The organism is Paenisporosarcina sp. P5_A11 (assembly GCF_056400705.1).
On record NZ_JBFUKT010000013.1, the window covers coordinates 19,059 to 36,321 of the forward strand.

Annotated in this window: 19 protein-coding genes; 16 read left to right on the forward strand and 3 right to left on the reverse strand. The window is 37.3% G+C overall.

The annotated features are described in order from the left end of the window. Positions 1-54: 54 nt before the first annotated feature. The 3 genes from AC1DOS_RS04515 (at position 55) to AC1DOS_RS04525 (ending at position 2,536) form a co-directional block, all read left to right on the forward strand. The gene (locus AC1DOS_RS04515) at positions 55-816 is read left to right on the forward strand and encodes a ParA family protein (protein ID WP_108586895.1); all 762 of its coding nucleotides are present in this window, start codon (positions 55-57) and stop codon (positions 814-816) included. Continuing rightward, positions 809-1,660, forward strand: coding sequence for a ParB/RepB/Spo0J family partition protein (locus tag AC1DOS_RS04520; RefSeq protein WP_477536537.1), 852 nt, complete (start codon positions 809-811; stop codon positions 1,658-1,660). Before AC1DOS_RS04515 ends, AC1DOS_RS04520 begins: the two co-directional genes overlap by 8 nt. A 141-nt stretch (positions 1,661-1,801) precedes the next feature. Continuing rightward, on the forward strand, positions 1,802-2,536 hold the full coding sequence (locus AC1DOS_RS04525) for a DUF554 domain-containing protein (RefSeq protein ID WP_108586893.1): 735 nt from the start codon (positions 1,802-1,804) through the stop codon (positions 2,534-2,536). On the opposite strand, the gene yyaC is transcribed toward AC1DOS_RS04525, so the two are convergent. Continuing rightward, a complete protein-coding gene (gene yyaC, locus AC1DOS_RS04530; protein ID WP_108586892.1) occupies positions 2,456-3,064 on the reverse strand; it encodes a spore protease YyaC in 609 nt (202 codons plus the stop codon). The two genes, AC1DOS_RS04525 and yyaC, sit on opposite strands and share 81 nt — an antisense overlap. Before the next feature lie 87 nt (positions 3,065-3,151). On the opposite strand from yyaC, the gene AC1DOS_RS04535 reads away from it, so the two are divergent. From AC1DOS_RS04535 to AC1DOS_RS04550, 4 genes are all read left to right on the forward strand, one after another. After that, entirely contained in the window at positions 3,152-4,066 is a 915-nt protein-coding gene (locus AC1DOS_RS04535) for a mechanosensitive ion channel family protein (RefSeq protein WP_477536545.1), read from the forward strand. Next, positions 4,066-4,275 carry a DUF951 domain-containing protein gene (locus AC1DOS_RS04540; protein WP_108586891.1) on the forward strand — a complete coding sequence of 70 codons (210 nt, stop codon included), beginning with the start codon at positions 4,066-4,068 and terminating at the stop codon, positions 4,273-4,275. The genes AC1DOS_RS04535 and AC1DOS_RS04540 overlap by 1 nt, the downstream gene beginning before the upstream one ends. Before the next feature lie 155 nt (positions 4,276-4,430). Further along, positions 4,431-5,531, forward strand: a complete 1,101-nt coding sequence (ychF, locus tag AC1DOS_RS04545; RefSeq protein ID WP_108586890.1) for a redox-regulated ATPase YchF — start codon at positions 4,431-4,433, stop codon at positions 5,529-5,531. Between the two features lie 65 nt (positions 5,532-5,596). Then, a complete protein-coding gene (locus tag AC1DOS_RS04550; protein WP_108586889.1) occupies positions 5,597-5,977 on the forward strand; it encodes a gamma-glutamylcyclotransferase family protein in 381 nt (126 codons plus the stop codon). Positions 5,978-6,007: 30 nt separating this feature from the next. On the opposite strand, the gene AC1DOS_RS04555 is transcribed toward AC1DOS_RS04550, so the two are convergent. After that, a complete protein-coding gene (locus tag AC1DOS_RS04555; protein WP_477536538.1) occupies positions 6,008-6,556 on the reverse strand; it encodes a metalloprotease family protein in 549 nt (182 codons plus the stop codon). 176 nt (positions 6,557-6,732) lie between these two features. Between AC1DOS_RS04555 and rpsF the strand changes: the two genes are divergently transcribed. The 8 genes from rpsF (at position 6,733) to AC1DOS_RS04595 (ending at position 14,428) form a co-directional block, all read left to right on the forward strand. After that, on the forward strand, positions 6,733-7,026 hold the full coding sequence (gene rpsF / locus AC1DOS_RS04560; protein ID WP_477536539.1) for a 30S ribosomal protein S6: 294 nt from the start codon (positions 6,733-6,735) through the stop codon (positions 7,024-7,026). Positions 7,027-7,082: 56 nt separating this feature from the next. Further along, on the forward strand, positions 7,083-7,589 hold the full coding sequence (gene ssb / locus AC1DOS_RS04565) for a single-stranded DNA-binding protein (protein ID WP_477536540.1): 507 nt from the start codon (positions 7,083-7,085) through the stop codon (positions 7,587-7,589). A gap of 184 nt (positions 7,590-7,773) precedes the next feature. Beyond that, a complete protein-coding gene (rpsR, locus tag AC1DOS_RS04570) occupies positions 7,774-8,010 on the forward strand; it encodes a 30S ribosomal protein S18 (RefSeq protein ID WP_017378776.1) in 237 nt (78 codons plus the stop codon). 231 nt (positions 8,011-8,241) lie between these two features. Then, positions 8,242-9,183, forward strand: coding sequence for a YybS family protein (locus AC1DOS_RS04575; protein WP_477536541.1), 942 nt, complete (start codon positions 8,242-8,244; stop codon positions 9,181-9,183). 12 nt (positions 9,184-9,195) lie between these two features. Then, the gene (locus AC1DOS_RS04580) at positions 9,196-11,172 is read left to right on the forward strand and encodes a DHH family phosphoesterase (protein WP_477536542.1); all 1,977 of its coding nucleotides are present in this window, start codon (positions 9,196-9,198) and stop codon (positions 11,170-11,172) included. Further along, on the forward strand, positions 11,169-11,618 hold the full coding sequence (gene rplI, locus AC1DOS_RS04585; RefSeq protein WP_108586884.1) for a 50S ribosomal protein L9: 450 nt from the start codon (positions 11,169-11,171) through the stop codon (positions 11,616-11,618). The genes AC1DOS_RS04580 and rplI overlap by 4 nt, the downstream gene beginning before the upstream one ends. Before the next feature lie 12 nt (positions 11,619-11,630). Beyond that, positions 11,631-12,992, forward strand: a complete 1,362-nt coding sequence (dnaB, locus tag AC1DOS_RS04590; protein WP_108586883.1) for a replicative DNA helicase — start codon at positions 11,631-11,633, stop codon at positions 12,990-12,992. A 149-nt stretch (positions 12,993-13,141) separates the two neighbouring features. Next, positions 13,142-14,428, forward strand: a complete 1,287-nt coding sequence (locus AC1DOS_RS04595; protein WP_108586882.1) for an adenylosuccinate synthase — start codon at positions 13,142-13,144, stop codon at positions 14,426-14,428. Positions 14,429-14,658: 230 nt separating this feature from the next. Here the strand turns inward: AC1DOS_RS04595 and AC1DOS_RS04600 are convergent, their stop codons facing one another. Continuing rightward, entirely contained in the window at positions 14,659-15,564 is a 906-nt protein-coding gene (locus AC1DOS_RS04600) for a YitT family protein (RefSeq protein ID WP_108586881.1), read from the reverse strand. Positions 15,565-15,918: 354 nt separating this feature from the next. Between AC1DOS_RS04600 and AC1DOS_RS04605 the strand changes: the two genes are divergently transcribed. Further along, a partial coding sequence (locus AC1DOS_RS04605; RefSeq protein ID WP_477536543.1) for a peptidoglycan DD-metalloendopeptidase family protein occupies positions 15,919-17,263 on the forward strand: 1,345 nt, incomplete at its 3' end.

Genomic DNA, 17,263 nt, shown 5'->3' on the forward strand with positions numbered 1-17,263 from the left:
GGTGTGAAGCTAACGTTTGAAGCTAGAAATGTGTAGAAGAGAGCAGGTGCAAGCGTGGGGAGAATTATTGCGATCGCCAATCAAAAAGGCGGCGTAGGTAAAACGACAACATCTGTAAGTTTAAGTGCATGTCTTGCTTACTTAGGGAAAAAAGTCTTGCTTATGGATACAGATCCACAAGGGAATGCAACAAGTGGTGTTGGCGTCAACAAGGGTGATGTACACCAATGTATTTATGATGTATTAATCGATGATATAGATATTAGGAATGTGATTTTAGAAACTAAAGTCGAAAATTTATATGTAGTACCAGCGACTATTTCTTTAGCGGGAGCTGAGATCGAGCTTGTTACAACGATATCTCGAGAAGTTCGGTTAAAAAGGGCACTTCAAGAAGTAAAAGAAGAATATGATTATATCATTATTGACTGTCCGCCTTCTCTAGGACTGTTAACTATTAATGCATTAACAGCTTCAGATGCAATATTAATACCAGTTCAATGCGAATATTATGCGTTGGAAGGATTAAGCCAATTATTAAGCACTATTCGTTTAGTACAAAAACACTTAAATAACCAACTCACAATTGATGGTGTGTTATTAACCATGTTTGATGCTCGAACAAACTTGGGCATTCAAGTAATTGAAGAAGTGAAAAAGTACTTCCAAGATAAAGTGTATAAAACAATTATTCCTCGAAATGTCCGACTAAGCGAGGCTCCGAGTCACGGAGAACCAATTATTATTTATGATCCAAAATCCCGTGGTGCAGAAGTATATCTAGAGTTGGCTAAGGAAGTGATTCGTAATGTCTAAAGGTTTAGGTAAAGGTTTAGGTAAAGGTATTAATGCGATTTTCCCTGGAGAATCAATTAATCAAATGGAAACAGTTGAAAAAATTTCTGTAAATCTAATCAAGGTAAATCCGTTCCAGCCTCGTAAAATTTTTGATGAAGCAGCACTAGCGGAACTATCTGAATCAATTAAAGAACACGGTGTGCTTCAACCAATTATTTTAAGAAAAAAAGGAAAATCATTTGAAATTGTAGTAGGGGAAAGACGTTTTAGAGCTTCTAAAGATGCTGGTTTAACTGAAATTCCTGCTGTGATTCGAGGGTTTACCGATCAACAAATGATGGAAATTGCTATACTTGAAAACTTGCAACGCGAAGACTTAACACCGATTGAAGAAGCGGATGCATACCAAAACTTGATGGAAAATCTAAGTCTTACTCAGGAACAATTGGCATTCAGATTAGGAAAGAGTCGACCTCACATCGCTAATCATATTCGATTATTATCTTTACCAGAAGTGGTTAGAGAGAAGATTTCCTCGAATAAAATCTCAATGGGACATGGACGTGCATTACTTGGATTAAAACAAAAAAAAATGATTCCTGCTATTTCAGATAAAGTTATGAAAGAGAACTTGAATGTAAGACAGCTTGAAGCACTTGTCCAACGGATGAATGAAAATGTTTCACGTGAAACAACTAAAACGATAAATAAAGATATTTTCATTGAAGAAAAAGAATCTCAATTACGTGAAATTTTCGGGACAACTGTTTCAATTAAAAAAACTAAAAATAAAGGAAAAATCGAAATTGAATTTTTCTCTGAAGATGATTTAGAACGAATCTTAGAATTATTAGAAGATTAAATTGCCTATTCCCATGAAGAGTATTCTTTAAGGGAATAGGTTCTATTTTTGAATGATAATCTAGCATTAAATTTCATTGAATTAGGAAAAAAAGGAAATGACAACAAGAAAAGACTTTCTATGGTGAGATGAGGAAAAAAGATGGTGTTATTAGGAACCTTAATTAATGCTCTACTCATAATTGTTGGAACCATTATTGGTAGATTGTTAAAAAACATTCCAGAAAACATGAAGCAAACAGTAATGTACGCCATAGGTCTTGCAGTTACTGTAATAGGGCTTCAAATGGGGTTTGAAAGCGGTCAATTTTTAATTGTTATTATCAGTTTAGTTTTGGGTGCGGTCATAGGTGAATGGATTGATTTGGACCTTCAACTTAATCGATTAGGTCAATGGCTTGAAGCAAAAGTAGGTAAGAACAAAAAAGGTGAAAACATTAGTATTGCACAAGGATTTGTTTCTGCAACGCTGATTTTCGTTATTGGTTCAATGGCTATTTTAGGATCACTCGATAGTGGGTTGCGAAATGACCATGATTTATTGATTGTAAAAGGGTTAATCGATGGCTTTACATCAATTATTTTAGCTACTACATTGGGCATTGGGGTTCTTTTATCTGCAATTCCTGTAATTTTATATCAAGGGACTATCGCACTTTTTGCCACTCAAATTAGCCGCATTATTCCAGAAGAAGCTCTTGCATTGTTCATTCGGGAAATGACCGCAACTGGTGGAATCATGATTGTGGCGATAGGTTTAAATATGATTGGATTGACTAAAATAAGAGTAGCAAACTTATTGCCAGGCATTTTGGTGGTGGCTGTCGTCGTTGCTATTTCTTATCAATTTCATTTGGTACCGTTGCCAAGCAAGTAAAATCCCGCGTGATAGAATTTTACCCATGTCATATGGTAATTGAAGTCGAGTGTTTTGTAAGACGGTATACTCTTGAAAGCCGCCGATATTTACAATTCCTTTGATTGAAAGATCCCCGATAGATGGTAAAGTTTTTTTTACTGCTTTTCCTGGGAAAAGCGGGCCTTTTTCAATAACGATATGGCCAATTTTATCAACTTTTCCTAAGCAAGCATCTATTGCTATTACATATGGTTTGACTGTTCTTGCTTGAAATGATTCTATATTTTGTTGTAAATTCAAAGCGTGAAGAGGTTGCTGTAATGTACCGATAACTTCATATGGAAAAGAAGGATACTCGCTAAGCCAAGTACCCACTAAAGGGCCAAGTGCGTCGCCAGTGGATCGATCGGTTCCTATACAACAAAAAGTAAGATTGGATTTTTCGAAAGGAATAATCTGAAGAAAAAGCGAGCTTAGACGCCAAGCGACGCCGGAATCTTGATAGAAAAATTCTTCTGGTTGTAGATGAGACGAAAATGCAAACATAGGGTAAGCTCACTCTCTTTTTTTTCATAGTATACGTATTAGAAATAGGCTTTATTCAAAAAGGTGGTAGACAAATTGAACATCGAAATGAACATTGAAACAACCATAAATAAGATAAAAAAATTATTGCTAGACGAAGAATTATGGATTGATTCAGGTATCATCATTTTAAAAGTTTTCTTTATTATACTTCTTGCTGGAATTGTGGTAAAAATAGGTAAAATCGTGATTCAAAAATTGTTTGAAGTAAGGATGAAAGCGCCTTTACGTTATTCCGAACGCAGACAAAATACATTGCTTAAATTACTTCAAAACGGTCTTGCCTATATTGTATATTTCGCTGCTATTCTAGCCGTTTTATCAGCTTTAACTATTGATGTAACCGGGTTACTCGCAGGTGCTGGAGTACTTGGTTTAGCTATTGGTTTTGGGGCACAAAACTTAGTCCGTGATGTAATTACAGGGTTCTTTATTATTTTTGAGGATCAATTTTCAGTAGGCGATTATGTACGAATCGGTGCAGCTGAAGGAACTGTTGAAGAAATAGGGTTGCGAACGACAAAACTTAGTGGATTAAATGGTGAAATTCATATATTTCCGAACGGAACGATTGTTGAAGTCGTAAACTTTTCCTTAAACAATTCCATCGCCATTGTAGATGTTAGCGTAGCGTATGAAACGGACATTCCAAGGGCAGAAGAACTTATTCGTGAGTTTTTAATGGAACTTCCAGATAAATATGAACAGTTGGTGAAACTACCTGTGTTACTTGGTGTTCAAAACTTGGCAGCTTCGGAAGTAGTTATGCGCATTACTGCTGAAACAATGCCTATGCAACACTTTGCAATTGCACGTATCATTCGTCGTGATTTAAAAATCTTTATGGATGAGCATGGTATTGAAATTCCATATCCGAAAATGGTGATGTATCAGAAGAAGACAGGATCAGTGGACGCAGGAATAGGTGATCCTGTTAAGAATGATGATAAGGGGAAAACCTAATGGACGTAAAAACCTATGAACTTGGCGACATAGTTGAAATGAAAAAACAACACCCTTGTGGGACAAACGAGTGGAAGGTCATCCGAATGGGTGCCGATGTACGGATAAAGTGTGAAGGGTGTCAACATAGCGTGATGATTCCACGGAGAGAATTTGAGAAGAAAATGAAAAAGATAGTGAAGAAAACAGAACTCTCTTCAGAAGAATAGACAATAACCTTACAAAAATCTATAATATATAAGTTACATGAATATAGGAGAACTTCACACGAGCTCGATTCAGCGTTTGATGTGAGATTATAATAAAAGTGAAAAACTAGTGTTTATATAGAGATAAGCTAGTAATTATGAAAGGTTGGGAAACCATGGCATTAACAGCAGGAATTGTAGGATTACCGAATGTTGGTAAATCAACTTTATTTAATGCAATTACAAAAGCAGGTGCTGAAGCTGCAAACTACCCATTCTGTACAATTGATCCGAACGTCGGAATTGTAGAAGTACCGGATGAGCGTCTTAATAAATTAACGGAACTTGTTGTTCCAAAGAAAACTGTTCCAACAGCATTTGAGTTTACTGACATTGCTGGGATTGTTAAAGGCGCTAGCAAAGGAGAAGGGCTTGGAAATAAATTCTTAGCACATATTCGTGAAGTGGATGCAATTTGCCAAGTTGTGCGTTGTTTTGTTGATGAAAATGTAACGCATGTTGCTGGAAAAGTAGATCCAATTTCGGATATTGAAGTAATCAATCTTGAGTTGATTTTGGCTGACTTGGAAAGCGTTGAAAAACGTTTGCAACGTGTAGGCAAAATGGCGAAACAAAAAGACAAAGATGCAATGGTTGAAGAACCGGTTTTGATCAAACTTCGTGATGCTTTTGAAGAAGAAAAACCAGCACGTTCTGTTGAATTTACAGAAGAAGAATTACGCGTAGTTAAAGGTCTTCATTTATTGACAATCAAACCTATGTTGTATGTAACGAACGTTGCAGAAGACGAAATTGCAAATGCTGAAGAAAATGAGTACGTTCAAAAAGTTCGTGAATTCGCTAACGCGGAAAATTCACAAGTGATTGTCATTTGTGCGAAGATTGAAGAAGAAATGGCTGAACTTGATGATGAAGAAAAAGCGATGTTTATTGAAGAATTAGGCATTAAAGAAGCTGGATTAGATCAACTAGTAAAAGCTGCATATCAATTATTGGGACTTGCAACTTACTTTACAGCAGGTGTACAAGAAGTTCGTGCTTGGACTTTCCGTAAAGGTATGAAGGCTCCTCAATGTGCCGGTGTTATCCATACTGACTTTGAACGTGGATTTATTCGCGCAGAGACAGTATCTTATGATGACTTAGTGGCTAACGGTTCAATGGCTTTAGCAAAAGAAGCAGGTAGAGTGAGATTAGAAGGTAAAGAATATATCGTACAAGACGGAGACGTTATGTTGTTCCGCTTTAACGTATAATACAAAAGGGTTAGTCGAAATTCGGCTAACCTTTTTTTTGAATACCAAGTAAAGGGGGATTAGACATGAATTTATTTGTATATGGTACGTTATTACGTGGAGAGTCCAATCATCATGTGATGGACGGTGCAACACTTTTATATACAGGTGGAATGCTTCAAGCGAAAATGTATGACACGGGGAAGGGGTATCCCGCCATTGAACTTTCGATGGGTTCCACTATCGTCGGTGACATTTACGAGATTCCAGACCATATGTGGTTAAACCTTGATGATTTAGAGGGGTATACGGGCAATCCTACAACGGATTTGTATTCAAGAGAATTCGTAAAAGTTCAAACATTGGACGGTTTAGTAGAAGCCGTAGTTTATACAGTTTGCGACGAATCGATGAAACTGTATGAAATTCCTTCCGGTGATTGGACGAACTATCGTCAATCTAAATAAGTAAAGCTGCTCCCTTGAAAACGGGAAGCTTTACTTATGTTCGAAAATATATAGTTTAGGTAATTCTGGATCATCTTTAATCCATGCATCATCATTTACTGTTCGAAGCTCTTTTATCATTGAAAAATCTCCGACAGCACCAGCGATTAACCAAGCTGATAATAAAACAAGAAGCGGACTATTTATCGAAATCGCAATAACTGCAGGTAGAACTCCTGTTGTCCAAAACGGAAGGATCAACACTTTTCTCATTGCTTTGTTCTGAACTGCTTCGTTTGTTGTCGCGTAAGCAACTCCTAATTGCATGTTAATCCCGAAATCCAGTGAGCGCCAAGGGACTTTAGCAAATAGGACAAAACCGACTAAGTGGCTAGCTTCATGTAAACCGATTAAGACAATGTATCCAACCAAGAAGAGGAGCAGGCCGAGCCAGGAGAAGTCAAATGAAAAATCTTGGTGTACAATACTATTCAATAGTAAGAGACCAATACTTAAGCCAATTGTCAAAATCAATCCGGTCTTACCAATTTGTTGAATGTCTAAGTCTATGATTTTTGTTGGATTGGTCCATTTCTGCATAATCTTCACCCCTATATAATTAGTATAGCGAAAAAGCTGCTTAGAAAGACCATTTAAATAGTTGGTTGCGTGTGTAGTAGGTTTGTGATACAATCAACTGATGTGAGTAATAAACGTTACTTGCTCCTTGCCTACTGTTACAGTCAGGCCCAAGTCCATAAGGAGGTGCAAAAAAGATGAAAAAATACGAATTAATGTACATTATTCGCCCAACAATCGAAGATGACGCGAAAAAAGCTCTAGTAGCTCGTTTCGACGAAATCTTGACTTCGAATGGTGCTGAAATCATCGAGTCAAAAGAATGGGGCAAACGCCGCTTAGCTTATGAAATCAATGACTTCCGCGAAGGTTTCTACCAAATCGTGAAAGCAAACGCTGATTCAAGAGCAATCGACGAGTACATCCGTCTTGCTAACATTAACGAAGATATTATTCGTTATGTAGCTGTAAAAGCACACGTTAAAAAATAAGAATATAAAATCGAGTTTACTCGAAACAACTTGCAGACGAGGGAGGTTGTATTCTGATGATTAACCGAGTGGTTTTAGTCGGAAGACTGACAAAAGATCCTGAGCTTCGTTATACACCAAGTGGAGTTGCAGTTGCACGTTTTACACTAGCTGTAAATCGTTCATTCTCTAACCAGCAAGGTGACAAAGAAGCGGATTTTATTAACTGTACTGTTTGGAGAAAACCAGCTGAAAACACAGCAAACTTTTTGAAAAAAGGAAGTTTAGCAGGTGTCGAAGGGCGTATTCAAACTGGAAGCTATGAAGGCACAGATGGAAAGCGTGTTTACACGACTGAAGTTGTAGCTGATAGTGTTCAATTCCTTGAACCACGTAATAGTTCTGGTGGAGATCGTCCTCAACAAGGACAACCTTATGGCGGCGGTTCAAACCAAAACAATCAATATTCATCTAATCAACAGAATCAATCACCAAATCAGCAAAACTATACACGTGTAGATGAAGACCCATTCTCTAGTGGCAGTGGTCCAATCGAAGTTTCAGACGACGATTTACCATTCTAAGTCGAAAAGCGGAAAGCGCCACTCAAGCTCGACTTTGACGGTGGAAAGACTGAATCGAAAACTTGTTTTCGCATGAGGTCTTGAAGCGGAAATGCGAGCTGGCGCTTGAAGCCAGACAATCCATGATGATGAATATCTTATATACACACTCAAATACAACCAAAAACTAAGGAGGCGAAACGATATGGCACCACGTCGCGGAGGCAAAAGACGTAAAAAGGTTTGTTATTTCAACTCAAACAATATTACGCACATTGACTATAAAGATGTTGATTTGCTTAAAAAATTCGTATCAGAACGCGGAAAAATTCTTCCACGTCGAGTTACGGGAACAAGCGCAAAATATCAACGTAAATTAACTTCAGCAATCAAATTATCACGCATCATGGCATTACTTCCTTTCTCAACTGAAGAAAGATAAGAATTGAACATGAACGCTTAAAAGACCGGGAAACCGGTCTTTTTTTGATTTCTGCAGTTTCACTTATTTTGAACTTTTGTTGCATCTTGTACAACATGTTACAATAAGAAGGTAATGTTGCCCTTCAAAGGGTAGAATAAATGCCCAACAAATAGTGTTTCCTATATAGCTAAAGAGAATCAAGGTAATTTTATAATGAATATATGTTTTTTAAGTTAGGAAGGTTTTAGAATGCCGAATGAACAAACGAGACAGCTAACTTTAGGTGCAATGGTAATTGCACTGTTCTCTATTTTGTTGGCTGTTTCTTTATATGTGCCTATAGTTAGTTTTATTACCTCATTTTTTATCGCATTACCACTAGCTTGGTATAGTGCGAAATTTAATCGCAAAGCATCTATTCTCGTTACTGTAGTTAGTATCGGAATATCTTTTTTTATCGGAGGATTACTGGCAGTCCCAATCAGCATGATTCATGCACTACTGGGTCTTGTTATCGGTGATGCAATTCGGATGAAAAAAAGCAAGCTATTTATGTTACTGTCGACAGTAATTGTATTACTTGCAACTATTGTCATTCAATATGTGGTTGTTGTGTTGCTTTTCGGAGTTAATCCGGTGAAAGAATTATTAACAATCGCGTCAAATCAATATGATCAAATTGGTGCGTTATTAGAACGTTATAATGCATTGCCGAATAACTATGATAATACTGTAGCAGAAATATTATTCATGTTTGAAACAGTTATTCCATCCATCTTGATCATTTCTGTTTTTCTTTTGGTTATTGTGTTTATCAATATTTTATTACCTGTTTTAAAAAGATTGGGATTAGTTGTACCGAAGTTCCTCGCATTTCGAAACATGAAATTCCCTAAATCTATTTTATGGTATTACATGGTAGTGATTGTAGTCACTTTATTTGTCGAATTGGAGAAAGGTACCTTTGCATTTATGGTATTTGCAAATGCAACCCTGATACTTCGAGTATTACTTATTTTACAAGGTATTTCGTTCATTCAATTCTACATCCATCAACAGAGATGGCCAAAATGGCTTGCTTTTGTCGCAACTATTTTAGCGTTCCCTTTACAGTCGATTACATTTATAATCGGAATTATTGATTTGGGATTCAACGCTCGATTGTATGTCAAAGAGAAGAACAGAAAATAAGGAGCTGGAAAAATGTCAGCATTTTTTAGAAAAAGACCAATTCGTGTTCCTTTATTTTTTCTATCATTGCTCGGCCTGATAAGCGCTCTCTTACTCCTGTTCTGGCATATGTGGATAGGTATAATTGTAGCTGTTCTATTTGCCACAGTTTTATTGATAGGTTGGCAATTAGAGAAGCGTTTATATGAAGAGACAGAAAAACATATCGAGACTTTGTCTTACCGGATGAAACGAGTGGGAGAAGAAGCGTTACTCGAAATGCCAATTGGTATTTTATTGGTAAATGAGCATTGGACAATCGAATGGGCAAATCCATACATGGCAAGAGAGCTCGAATTTGATTCAATTATTGGAGAAAATTTATTTACATTGTCTGAAGAATTTCACACACTTGTAAAGCAAGAAGATAATAAAGAGCAAACTATAAGTTTGTCAGGAAAGAAATTTAAAATCTTGTATAAACCAGAAGAAAAACTCTTATATTTCTTTGACATTACGGAGCAAACAGAGCTTGAAACGTTATATTATGCTGATCGTAGCGTGATTGCCGTGTTGTTTATTGATAATTATGATGAATTAGCACAAGGGATGGAAGATCAAACACGAAGTCAGTTAAATAGCGTGGTAACGTCTCTGGTCAATAACTGGGGAGCAGGTTATGGAATTTATGTTAAACGAATTTCATCAGACCGCTTCATTGCTGTATTAAATGAATCCATTTTACTTGAACTAGAAAAAACGAAGTTTGCGATATTAGATGAAATAAGAGAAACTACTTCTAAATTAAACTTATCCTTGACGCTTAGTATCGGAGTTGGTGCAGGATCATCATCATTAGTTGAGCTTGGTCAACTTGCACAGTCAAGTTTGGATTTAGTATTAGGACGTGGTGGTGACCAAGTTGCCATTAAACAGCCAAGTGGAAAAGTAAAGTTTTATGGTGGTAAAACGAACCCAGCAGAAAAGCGCACTCGGGTTCGGGCACGTGTCATTTCACATGCATTGCGTGATTTAATTCAAGATAGTGATCAAGTATTCGTAATGGGGCATCAATTGCCGGACATGGATGCTATAGGTGCCGCTGTCGGTGTACGTAAGATGGCAGAGATGAATCAAATTAATGGCTATGTTGTCATTAATTTTGATGAACTTGACCAGAGTGTGACACGATTAATGCAAGAAGTGAAAAATAAGCCAGAGCTGTTTGAACGCTTTATAACACCTGAAGAAGCGTTATCGAAATTAACTGATCGCACATTACTCGTGGTCGTAGATACACATAAACCAAGTATGGTTATTGATGAAAAGCTATTAAATCGAGCTGAAAAAGTAGTGGTTATAGACCATCACCGTCGTGGTGAAGAGTTTATCTCTAATACAATGCTTGTTTATATGGAGCCTTATGCATCATCAACATCTGAACTCGTTACAGAGTTACTTGAATATCAGCCTAAACATGATAAAATATCCATGCTTGAAGCAACTGCGATGCTTGCTGGAATTATTGTCGATACGAAGAGCTTTACTCTTCGGACAGGAGCAAGAACATTTGAGGCAGCCTCATATTTACGCACAAATGGAGCAGACACAGTGTTAGTGCAGCGTTTGCTGAAAGAAGACATAGCGACATATATTGAGCGCTCAAAAATTGTCCAAACCGTTGAATTTTTCCGCGAAGGCATAGCAATTGCGCACGGGGAAGAAACGAAACCTTATAGCCAAGTGCTTATTGCACAGACTGCAGATATTCTGCTGACTATGAAGGGTGTATCAGCCTCATTTGTAGTGGCTAAAAAAGATAATGGAGATGTGGGCATTAGCGCACGTTCTATGGGTGAGATTAATGTTCAAGTGATTATGGAAAAACTCGGTGGCGGTGGTCATTTAACTAATGCCGCATGTCAAATTAAAAATGGCATGATTGAGATAGCAATTGAACAACTGAAATTAGCAATCATTGAAATTGTCGAAGGAGGCCAATCAACATGAAAGTAATTTTCTTGAAAGATGTTAAAGGCAAAGGGAAAAAAGGCGAAATTAAAAATGTAGCAGATGGGTATGCCCATAACTTTTTATTGAAAAACAACTTAGCAACAGAAGCGAACCAAGCAACAATTAGTGCATTAGATGGTCAAAAACGAAAACAAGATCAACAGGCTGAACAAGTGCATGAAGATGCGAAAAAGTTAAAAGAGAAATTAGAAGAAATAACGGTAGAATTAAAAGCTAAATCTGGCGAAGGTGGCCGATTATTTGGTTCGATTACAACGAAACAAGTAGCTGAACAACTTCACAAATCAACAGGAATTAAAATCGATAAACGTAAAATGGAATTAGATGATGCCATTCGTGGATTAGGTTATACAAACATTCCAGTAAAATTACATCAAGAAGTAACTGCTATATTGAAAGTACATGTAACAGAAGAAGCATAAGGAGAGACTGCAATGAGCGAGCCCATGATGGATCGGATTCCCCCTCACAACCAAGAAGCTGAACAGTCCGTTATTGGGGCTATCTTTTTAGAGCCTCAAGCGCTCATTACGGCTGCCGAAATATTACAATATGAAGATTTTTATAGAGTAGCGCATCAAAAGATTTTCCAGACGATGAATCGTCTAAGCGATCAAGGAAAACCAATCGACGTCGTGACAGTGACCGAAGAATTATCGTCAAAGAAGGAACTAGAAGATGTTGGTGGTCTTTCGTATTTAACAGAAATCGCGAATTCAGTGCCTACCGCAGCTAACATTGCACATTACGCACGCATAGTGGAAGAAAAGGCGTTGTTACGTCGTTTAATTCGAGTAGCAACAAATATCGTCGAGGATGGCTTTACACGTGAAGATGAAGTAGAAGCCTTATTATCTGAAGCCGAAAAGAAAATGATGGAAGTATCCAATCGGAAAAATGCGGGTGATTTCAGACACATAAAAGATGTGTTGGTGCAAACGTATGACAACATTGAACTTCTTCATGCTCGTAAAGGTGATATTACAGGTGTACCTACAGGGTTCCGTGATTTAGACCGTATTACTGCCGGTTTCCAACGCAATGATTTAATTATTGTTGCAGCCCGACCGTCAGTAGGTAAAACCGCTTTTGCCTTGAATGTGGCGCAAAATGTGGCAACCAAAACCGAAGAAAATGTAGCCATCTTCAGTCTAGAGATGGGTGCAGAGCAGCTGGTAATGCGTATGCTTTGTGCGGAAGGAAATATTGATGCACAAGTGTTACGTACGGGTGCATTAACTGCAGAAGATTGGCGCAAACTAACAATGGCTATGGGTAGTTTGTCTAACGCTGGAATTTTCATCGACGATACTCCGGGTATTCGTATAAATGAAATTCGGTCAAAGTGTCGTCGACTAAAACAAGAATTTGGTCTCGGTATGATCATGATTGATTACTTGCAACTTATTGTAGGTAGCTCAAACGGTAAAGAAAATCGTCAACAAGAAGTATCGGAAATTTCAAGATCATTAAAATCACTTGCACGTGAGTTACAAGTGCCTGTTATTGCATTGTCTCAGCTTTCTCGTGGAGTAGAGCAACGTCAGGACAAGCGTCCAATGATGTCCGATTTACGTGAATCGGGAAGTATTGAGCAAGATGCCGATATTGTATCTTTCTTATATCGTGAGGATTACTACGATAAGGAAACTGAAAATCAAAACATGATTGAAATTATAATTGCGAAACAACGTAACGGCCCTACAGGAACTGTAACCCTTGCTTTTGTTAAAGAGTTCAATAAGTTTGTAAACATTGATTGGAGTCAGCATCAACAACCAACACCTGACTATTAGCTTTCTGGAAAAAACACGAACGATGAATGTCTTTTTTCATTTTTACGTTCGTGTTTTTCTTGTTTTTGGTTGACTCAATGCGTTTACGTTGGTACAATTAAGACTGTTTGATTCAGGACGCGTGAAAGCGTCTGACGGAGGTGCTGATTATGACATCGGTTGTAGTAGTAGGAACACAATGGGGAGACGAAGGTAAAGGGAAAATTACCGACTTCCTATCTGAGAATTCTGAAGTAATTGCTCGTTATCAAGGTGGGAATAATGCGGGACATACCATTATTTTTGGTGGAGAAACGTACAAGCTCCACCTAATCCCTTCAGGTATTTTTTATAAAGACAAAATTTCAGTGATCGGGAACGGAATGGTTGTCGATCCAAAAGCATTAGTAAAAGAGTTAAAAGGATTACATGAGCGTGGGGTAACGACTGAAAACTTACGTATTTCAAATCGTGCACACGTTATTTTACCTTACCACTTGAAGCAAGACGAAGTGGAAGAAACTCGTCGTGGTGCAAACAAAATTGGTACTACAGGTAAAGGTATTGGACCAGCTTACATGGATAAAGCAGCACGTGTAGGTATTCGTATGGCTGACTTACTTGATAAAGAAGTATTTGAAGAAAAACTTGAGCGCAATTTAGAAGAGAAAAATCGTTTGTTTGATAAGTTCTATGAAACAGAAGGTTTTACAAAAGAAGAAATTCTTGAAGAATACTACGGTTATGGTCAAGAAATTGCTAAGTATGTAACGGATACATCTAAAGTATTGAACGACGCTTTAGATGATGGCCGACGTGTTTTATTTGAAGGTGCACAAGGGGTTATGCTAGATATTGACCAAGGTACTTATCCATTTGTGACATCTTCTAACCCGGTAGCAGGTGGAGTGACAATTGGAGCGGGTGTAGGCCCAACGAAAATTAACCACGTTGTGGGTGTATGTAAAGCATATACATCTCGCGTAGGTGATGGTCCGTTCCCAACTGAATTATTTGACGAAGTTGGCAATCAAATTCGTGAAGTTGGTAAAGAGTATGGTACAACAACTGGTCGTCCACGACGTATCGGTTGGTTTGACAGCGTAGTTATCCGCCATGCGCGTCGTGTGAGTGGATTAACAGATCTTACAGTTAACTCGATTGACGTGTTGACTGGATTAGACACGGTGAAGATTTGTACAGCTTACAGATATAAGGGTGAACTGATTACTGAGTATCCAGCGAACTTACGTATGTTAGCTGACTGCGAACCAGTATACGAAGAATTACCAGGTTGGAGCGAAGATGTAACATCTTGCAAATCACTTGACCAACTTCCAGAAAATGCAAGACACTACTTAGAACGAATTTCACAATTAAGCGGTGTACCAATTTCAATTTTCTCAGTAGGACCAGATCGAAATCAAACTAATATTATTACTAGCGTTTGGCGCTAAATTAATAACCCACGAAAAAGCGGGGAAAGGAAACTTTCTTCGCTTTTTTGCGTTTTTGGGGATTGCATCAATAGTGCTATGGCTCATAGTTCAGATTGCATTTTTGATTCTTCTCAGATCACTTCAGAATATATTTCCTACAAACATTTAGCAGCAAACAACTGAATCGACCACTAACAAAAAAATGCGCTTCCCATAATGGGAAAGCGCATTTTTTCTTTACAGAGACATTAATGAATATTTTTTTTCTTGAAACGTCCACCACGTACTTCTGCTATGTTCCCAATTGCCACAAACGCTTGAAGATCGATATCTTCTACAATGGTTTTTAGTTTCGCTTCTTCTAAACGGGTGATTACAGTGAAAATAATTTTCTTCTTATCTCCAGTATACGCACCTTCACCGTGTAAATAAGTAACTCCACGTCCCAGTCGGTCAATAATGGCTTCACCGACTTCATCAACATGTTCACTGATGATATACACCGATTTTGATTCGTCTAATCCTTGGATTACAATATCGATTGTTTTATAGGCGATAAAGTAAGCCAATGCAGAATACATCGCTTGTTCCCAAGTAAATACAAATCCTGCAATCGTGAAAATCATTACGTTGAAGACCATAATAATTTCGCCTACAGAAAAAGCCGACTTGCTACTAAAAAGAATAGCTAAGATTTCAGTGCCATCTAAAGAGCCACCATAACGAATGACAAGTCCAACACCTATACCGAGTACGATTCCACCAAAAACAGTTGCTAAAAGTAAATCATCTGTGAAACGAGCAACAGGATGTAAAAAATATGTAAAAATTGAGAGGACAGTTATTCCTAACACTGTAGATAAAGCAAACGTTTTACCAATTTGTTTATATCCTATAAAAAAGAAAGGTATGTTTAGTAGGAAAATAAAGAGTCCTATTTCAAGACCCGATAGATGAGATAAGATAATGGATATTCCCACAATCCCGCCATCTAATAATTGATTAGGTACTAAGAATAATTCAATACTCATGGCCATAAAAATAGCACCTATGATAATCATAACAATACGTTTTGCTACGACAGCTTTAGATGCTTTTCTGTGAGCATAAGGTATTTTTTTTATAGCATTTCGTTGTTCTTGTTCGTCAGTCATTGAATTTCCCCTTCTCTAACTAATACTCTAATTTTAACGTATTGCAGCTAAATAGCATAGGCAGGGGACTTAGAATATGACAAAAACAACAATAAAGGAGCGTCGAAATTGAAGTACTAGGTGAAAAGAGATATTTATTATGTGAAATAAAATGGAATTATTAGAATATAGACATCTTTTTAATGCAATTTATACCATTTAAATGTAATACATGGAATGAATGAGTCATTTTCTTTACAATGTGGGCGATCGTGAGGACTGAAGAAATAGGTTGTGTTAAATTATATAAGTGTGAAATGTTTCACACAAAAAGAACCATTCGTTTTCGGATGAGATTTTGAGAGGGGCTTTATCATGAATTTGAAATGGAATACTGGTGACAGGAAGAAGATTTCATCCGACCGAAAGCCAAACCGCACATCAAATATAATGAAAAAAGCAGCCATAATCGTAGTGCTTGCTTCAAGTCTTACATTTAATATCGGATTTGCAAAAGACAATGAAAGCAGTCAATTGCAGGAGATTTTTCATATATATGCTAGTGGTGAATATGTAGGAGCGGTTTCAGATAAAAAGGTTGTGAAAGACCTTGTAGAAGAAAAAATTGAAAAGACAAGCTCCCAATACGATGATTTGAAACTCACGGATGGATCGAAATTGTCCATCATTCCAGAGCAAGTCTTTGATCAAGAAACAAACGATACGAAAACAATTGACAAGCTAGACGACCTAGTAACGGTAGCTGCAGATGCATTTGCATTGTCGGTCAATGACGAGATTGCCGTCTACGTCAAAGACTTAAAATCGTACGATGAAGTTATTCGCAAATTAAAACTTCAATCTATTTCTGAAAAAGAACTCATCGAATTGGAAGCTCATCAAGAATCTAAAGATTCTTTACCACCATTGAAGGATAATGAAACAAGAATTTTAGACATTGAGCTAAAAGAATCAGTTTCTGGTGTGACAAAACAAGCAAAACCAGATAAGATTTTGACCGTAAATGAAGCAGTTAGTTACCTTCAACAAGGTGCTTTAGAAGAGAAAACATATTCGGTTCAAGCCGGGGATTCATTTAGCAAAATCGCTGCTCAACATAATCTTACTTCTGCTGAATTAACAAAGTTAAACAATGGCTTTAGCGAAGAGAGTGTTCTACAAATTGGTAAACAATTAAAAGTTACCGAGGTTAAACCTTTAGTGAATGTAGAAGTTGTTCGTGAGGGAAAACAAATAAAAGAAGTGAAGTTTGAAAAACAAGTGAAAAATTCATCTGAAATGTTTAAAGGTGATTCTAAAGTTCTTCAAAAAGGTAGTAATGGAGCCAAAGAAATAACGTATATAATTCGAGAACAAAACGGGATTCCTGTAGACAAATCTATTCAAAAAGAAAAGATTGTTAAAGAATCAAAAAATAGTATCGTAGTTAAAGGGACAAAAGTAACTCCATCTCGTGGTTCAGGTAAGTTTTCTTGGCCAGCTGAAGGGGGCTACATTTCAAGTGAAATGGGCCGACGTTGGGGTAGAGAGCATCGCGGAATTGATATTGCTCGACCTAGTGGCTTTGCAATAAAAGCAGCTGATAATGGTGTTGTTACATCCGCTGGAAAAGAAGGCACTTACGGAAACAGAGTAGTAGTAGATCATAAAAATGGATTTCAGACTACTTATGCTCATTTAGCATCAATAAATGTAAAGA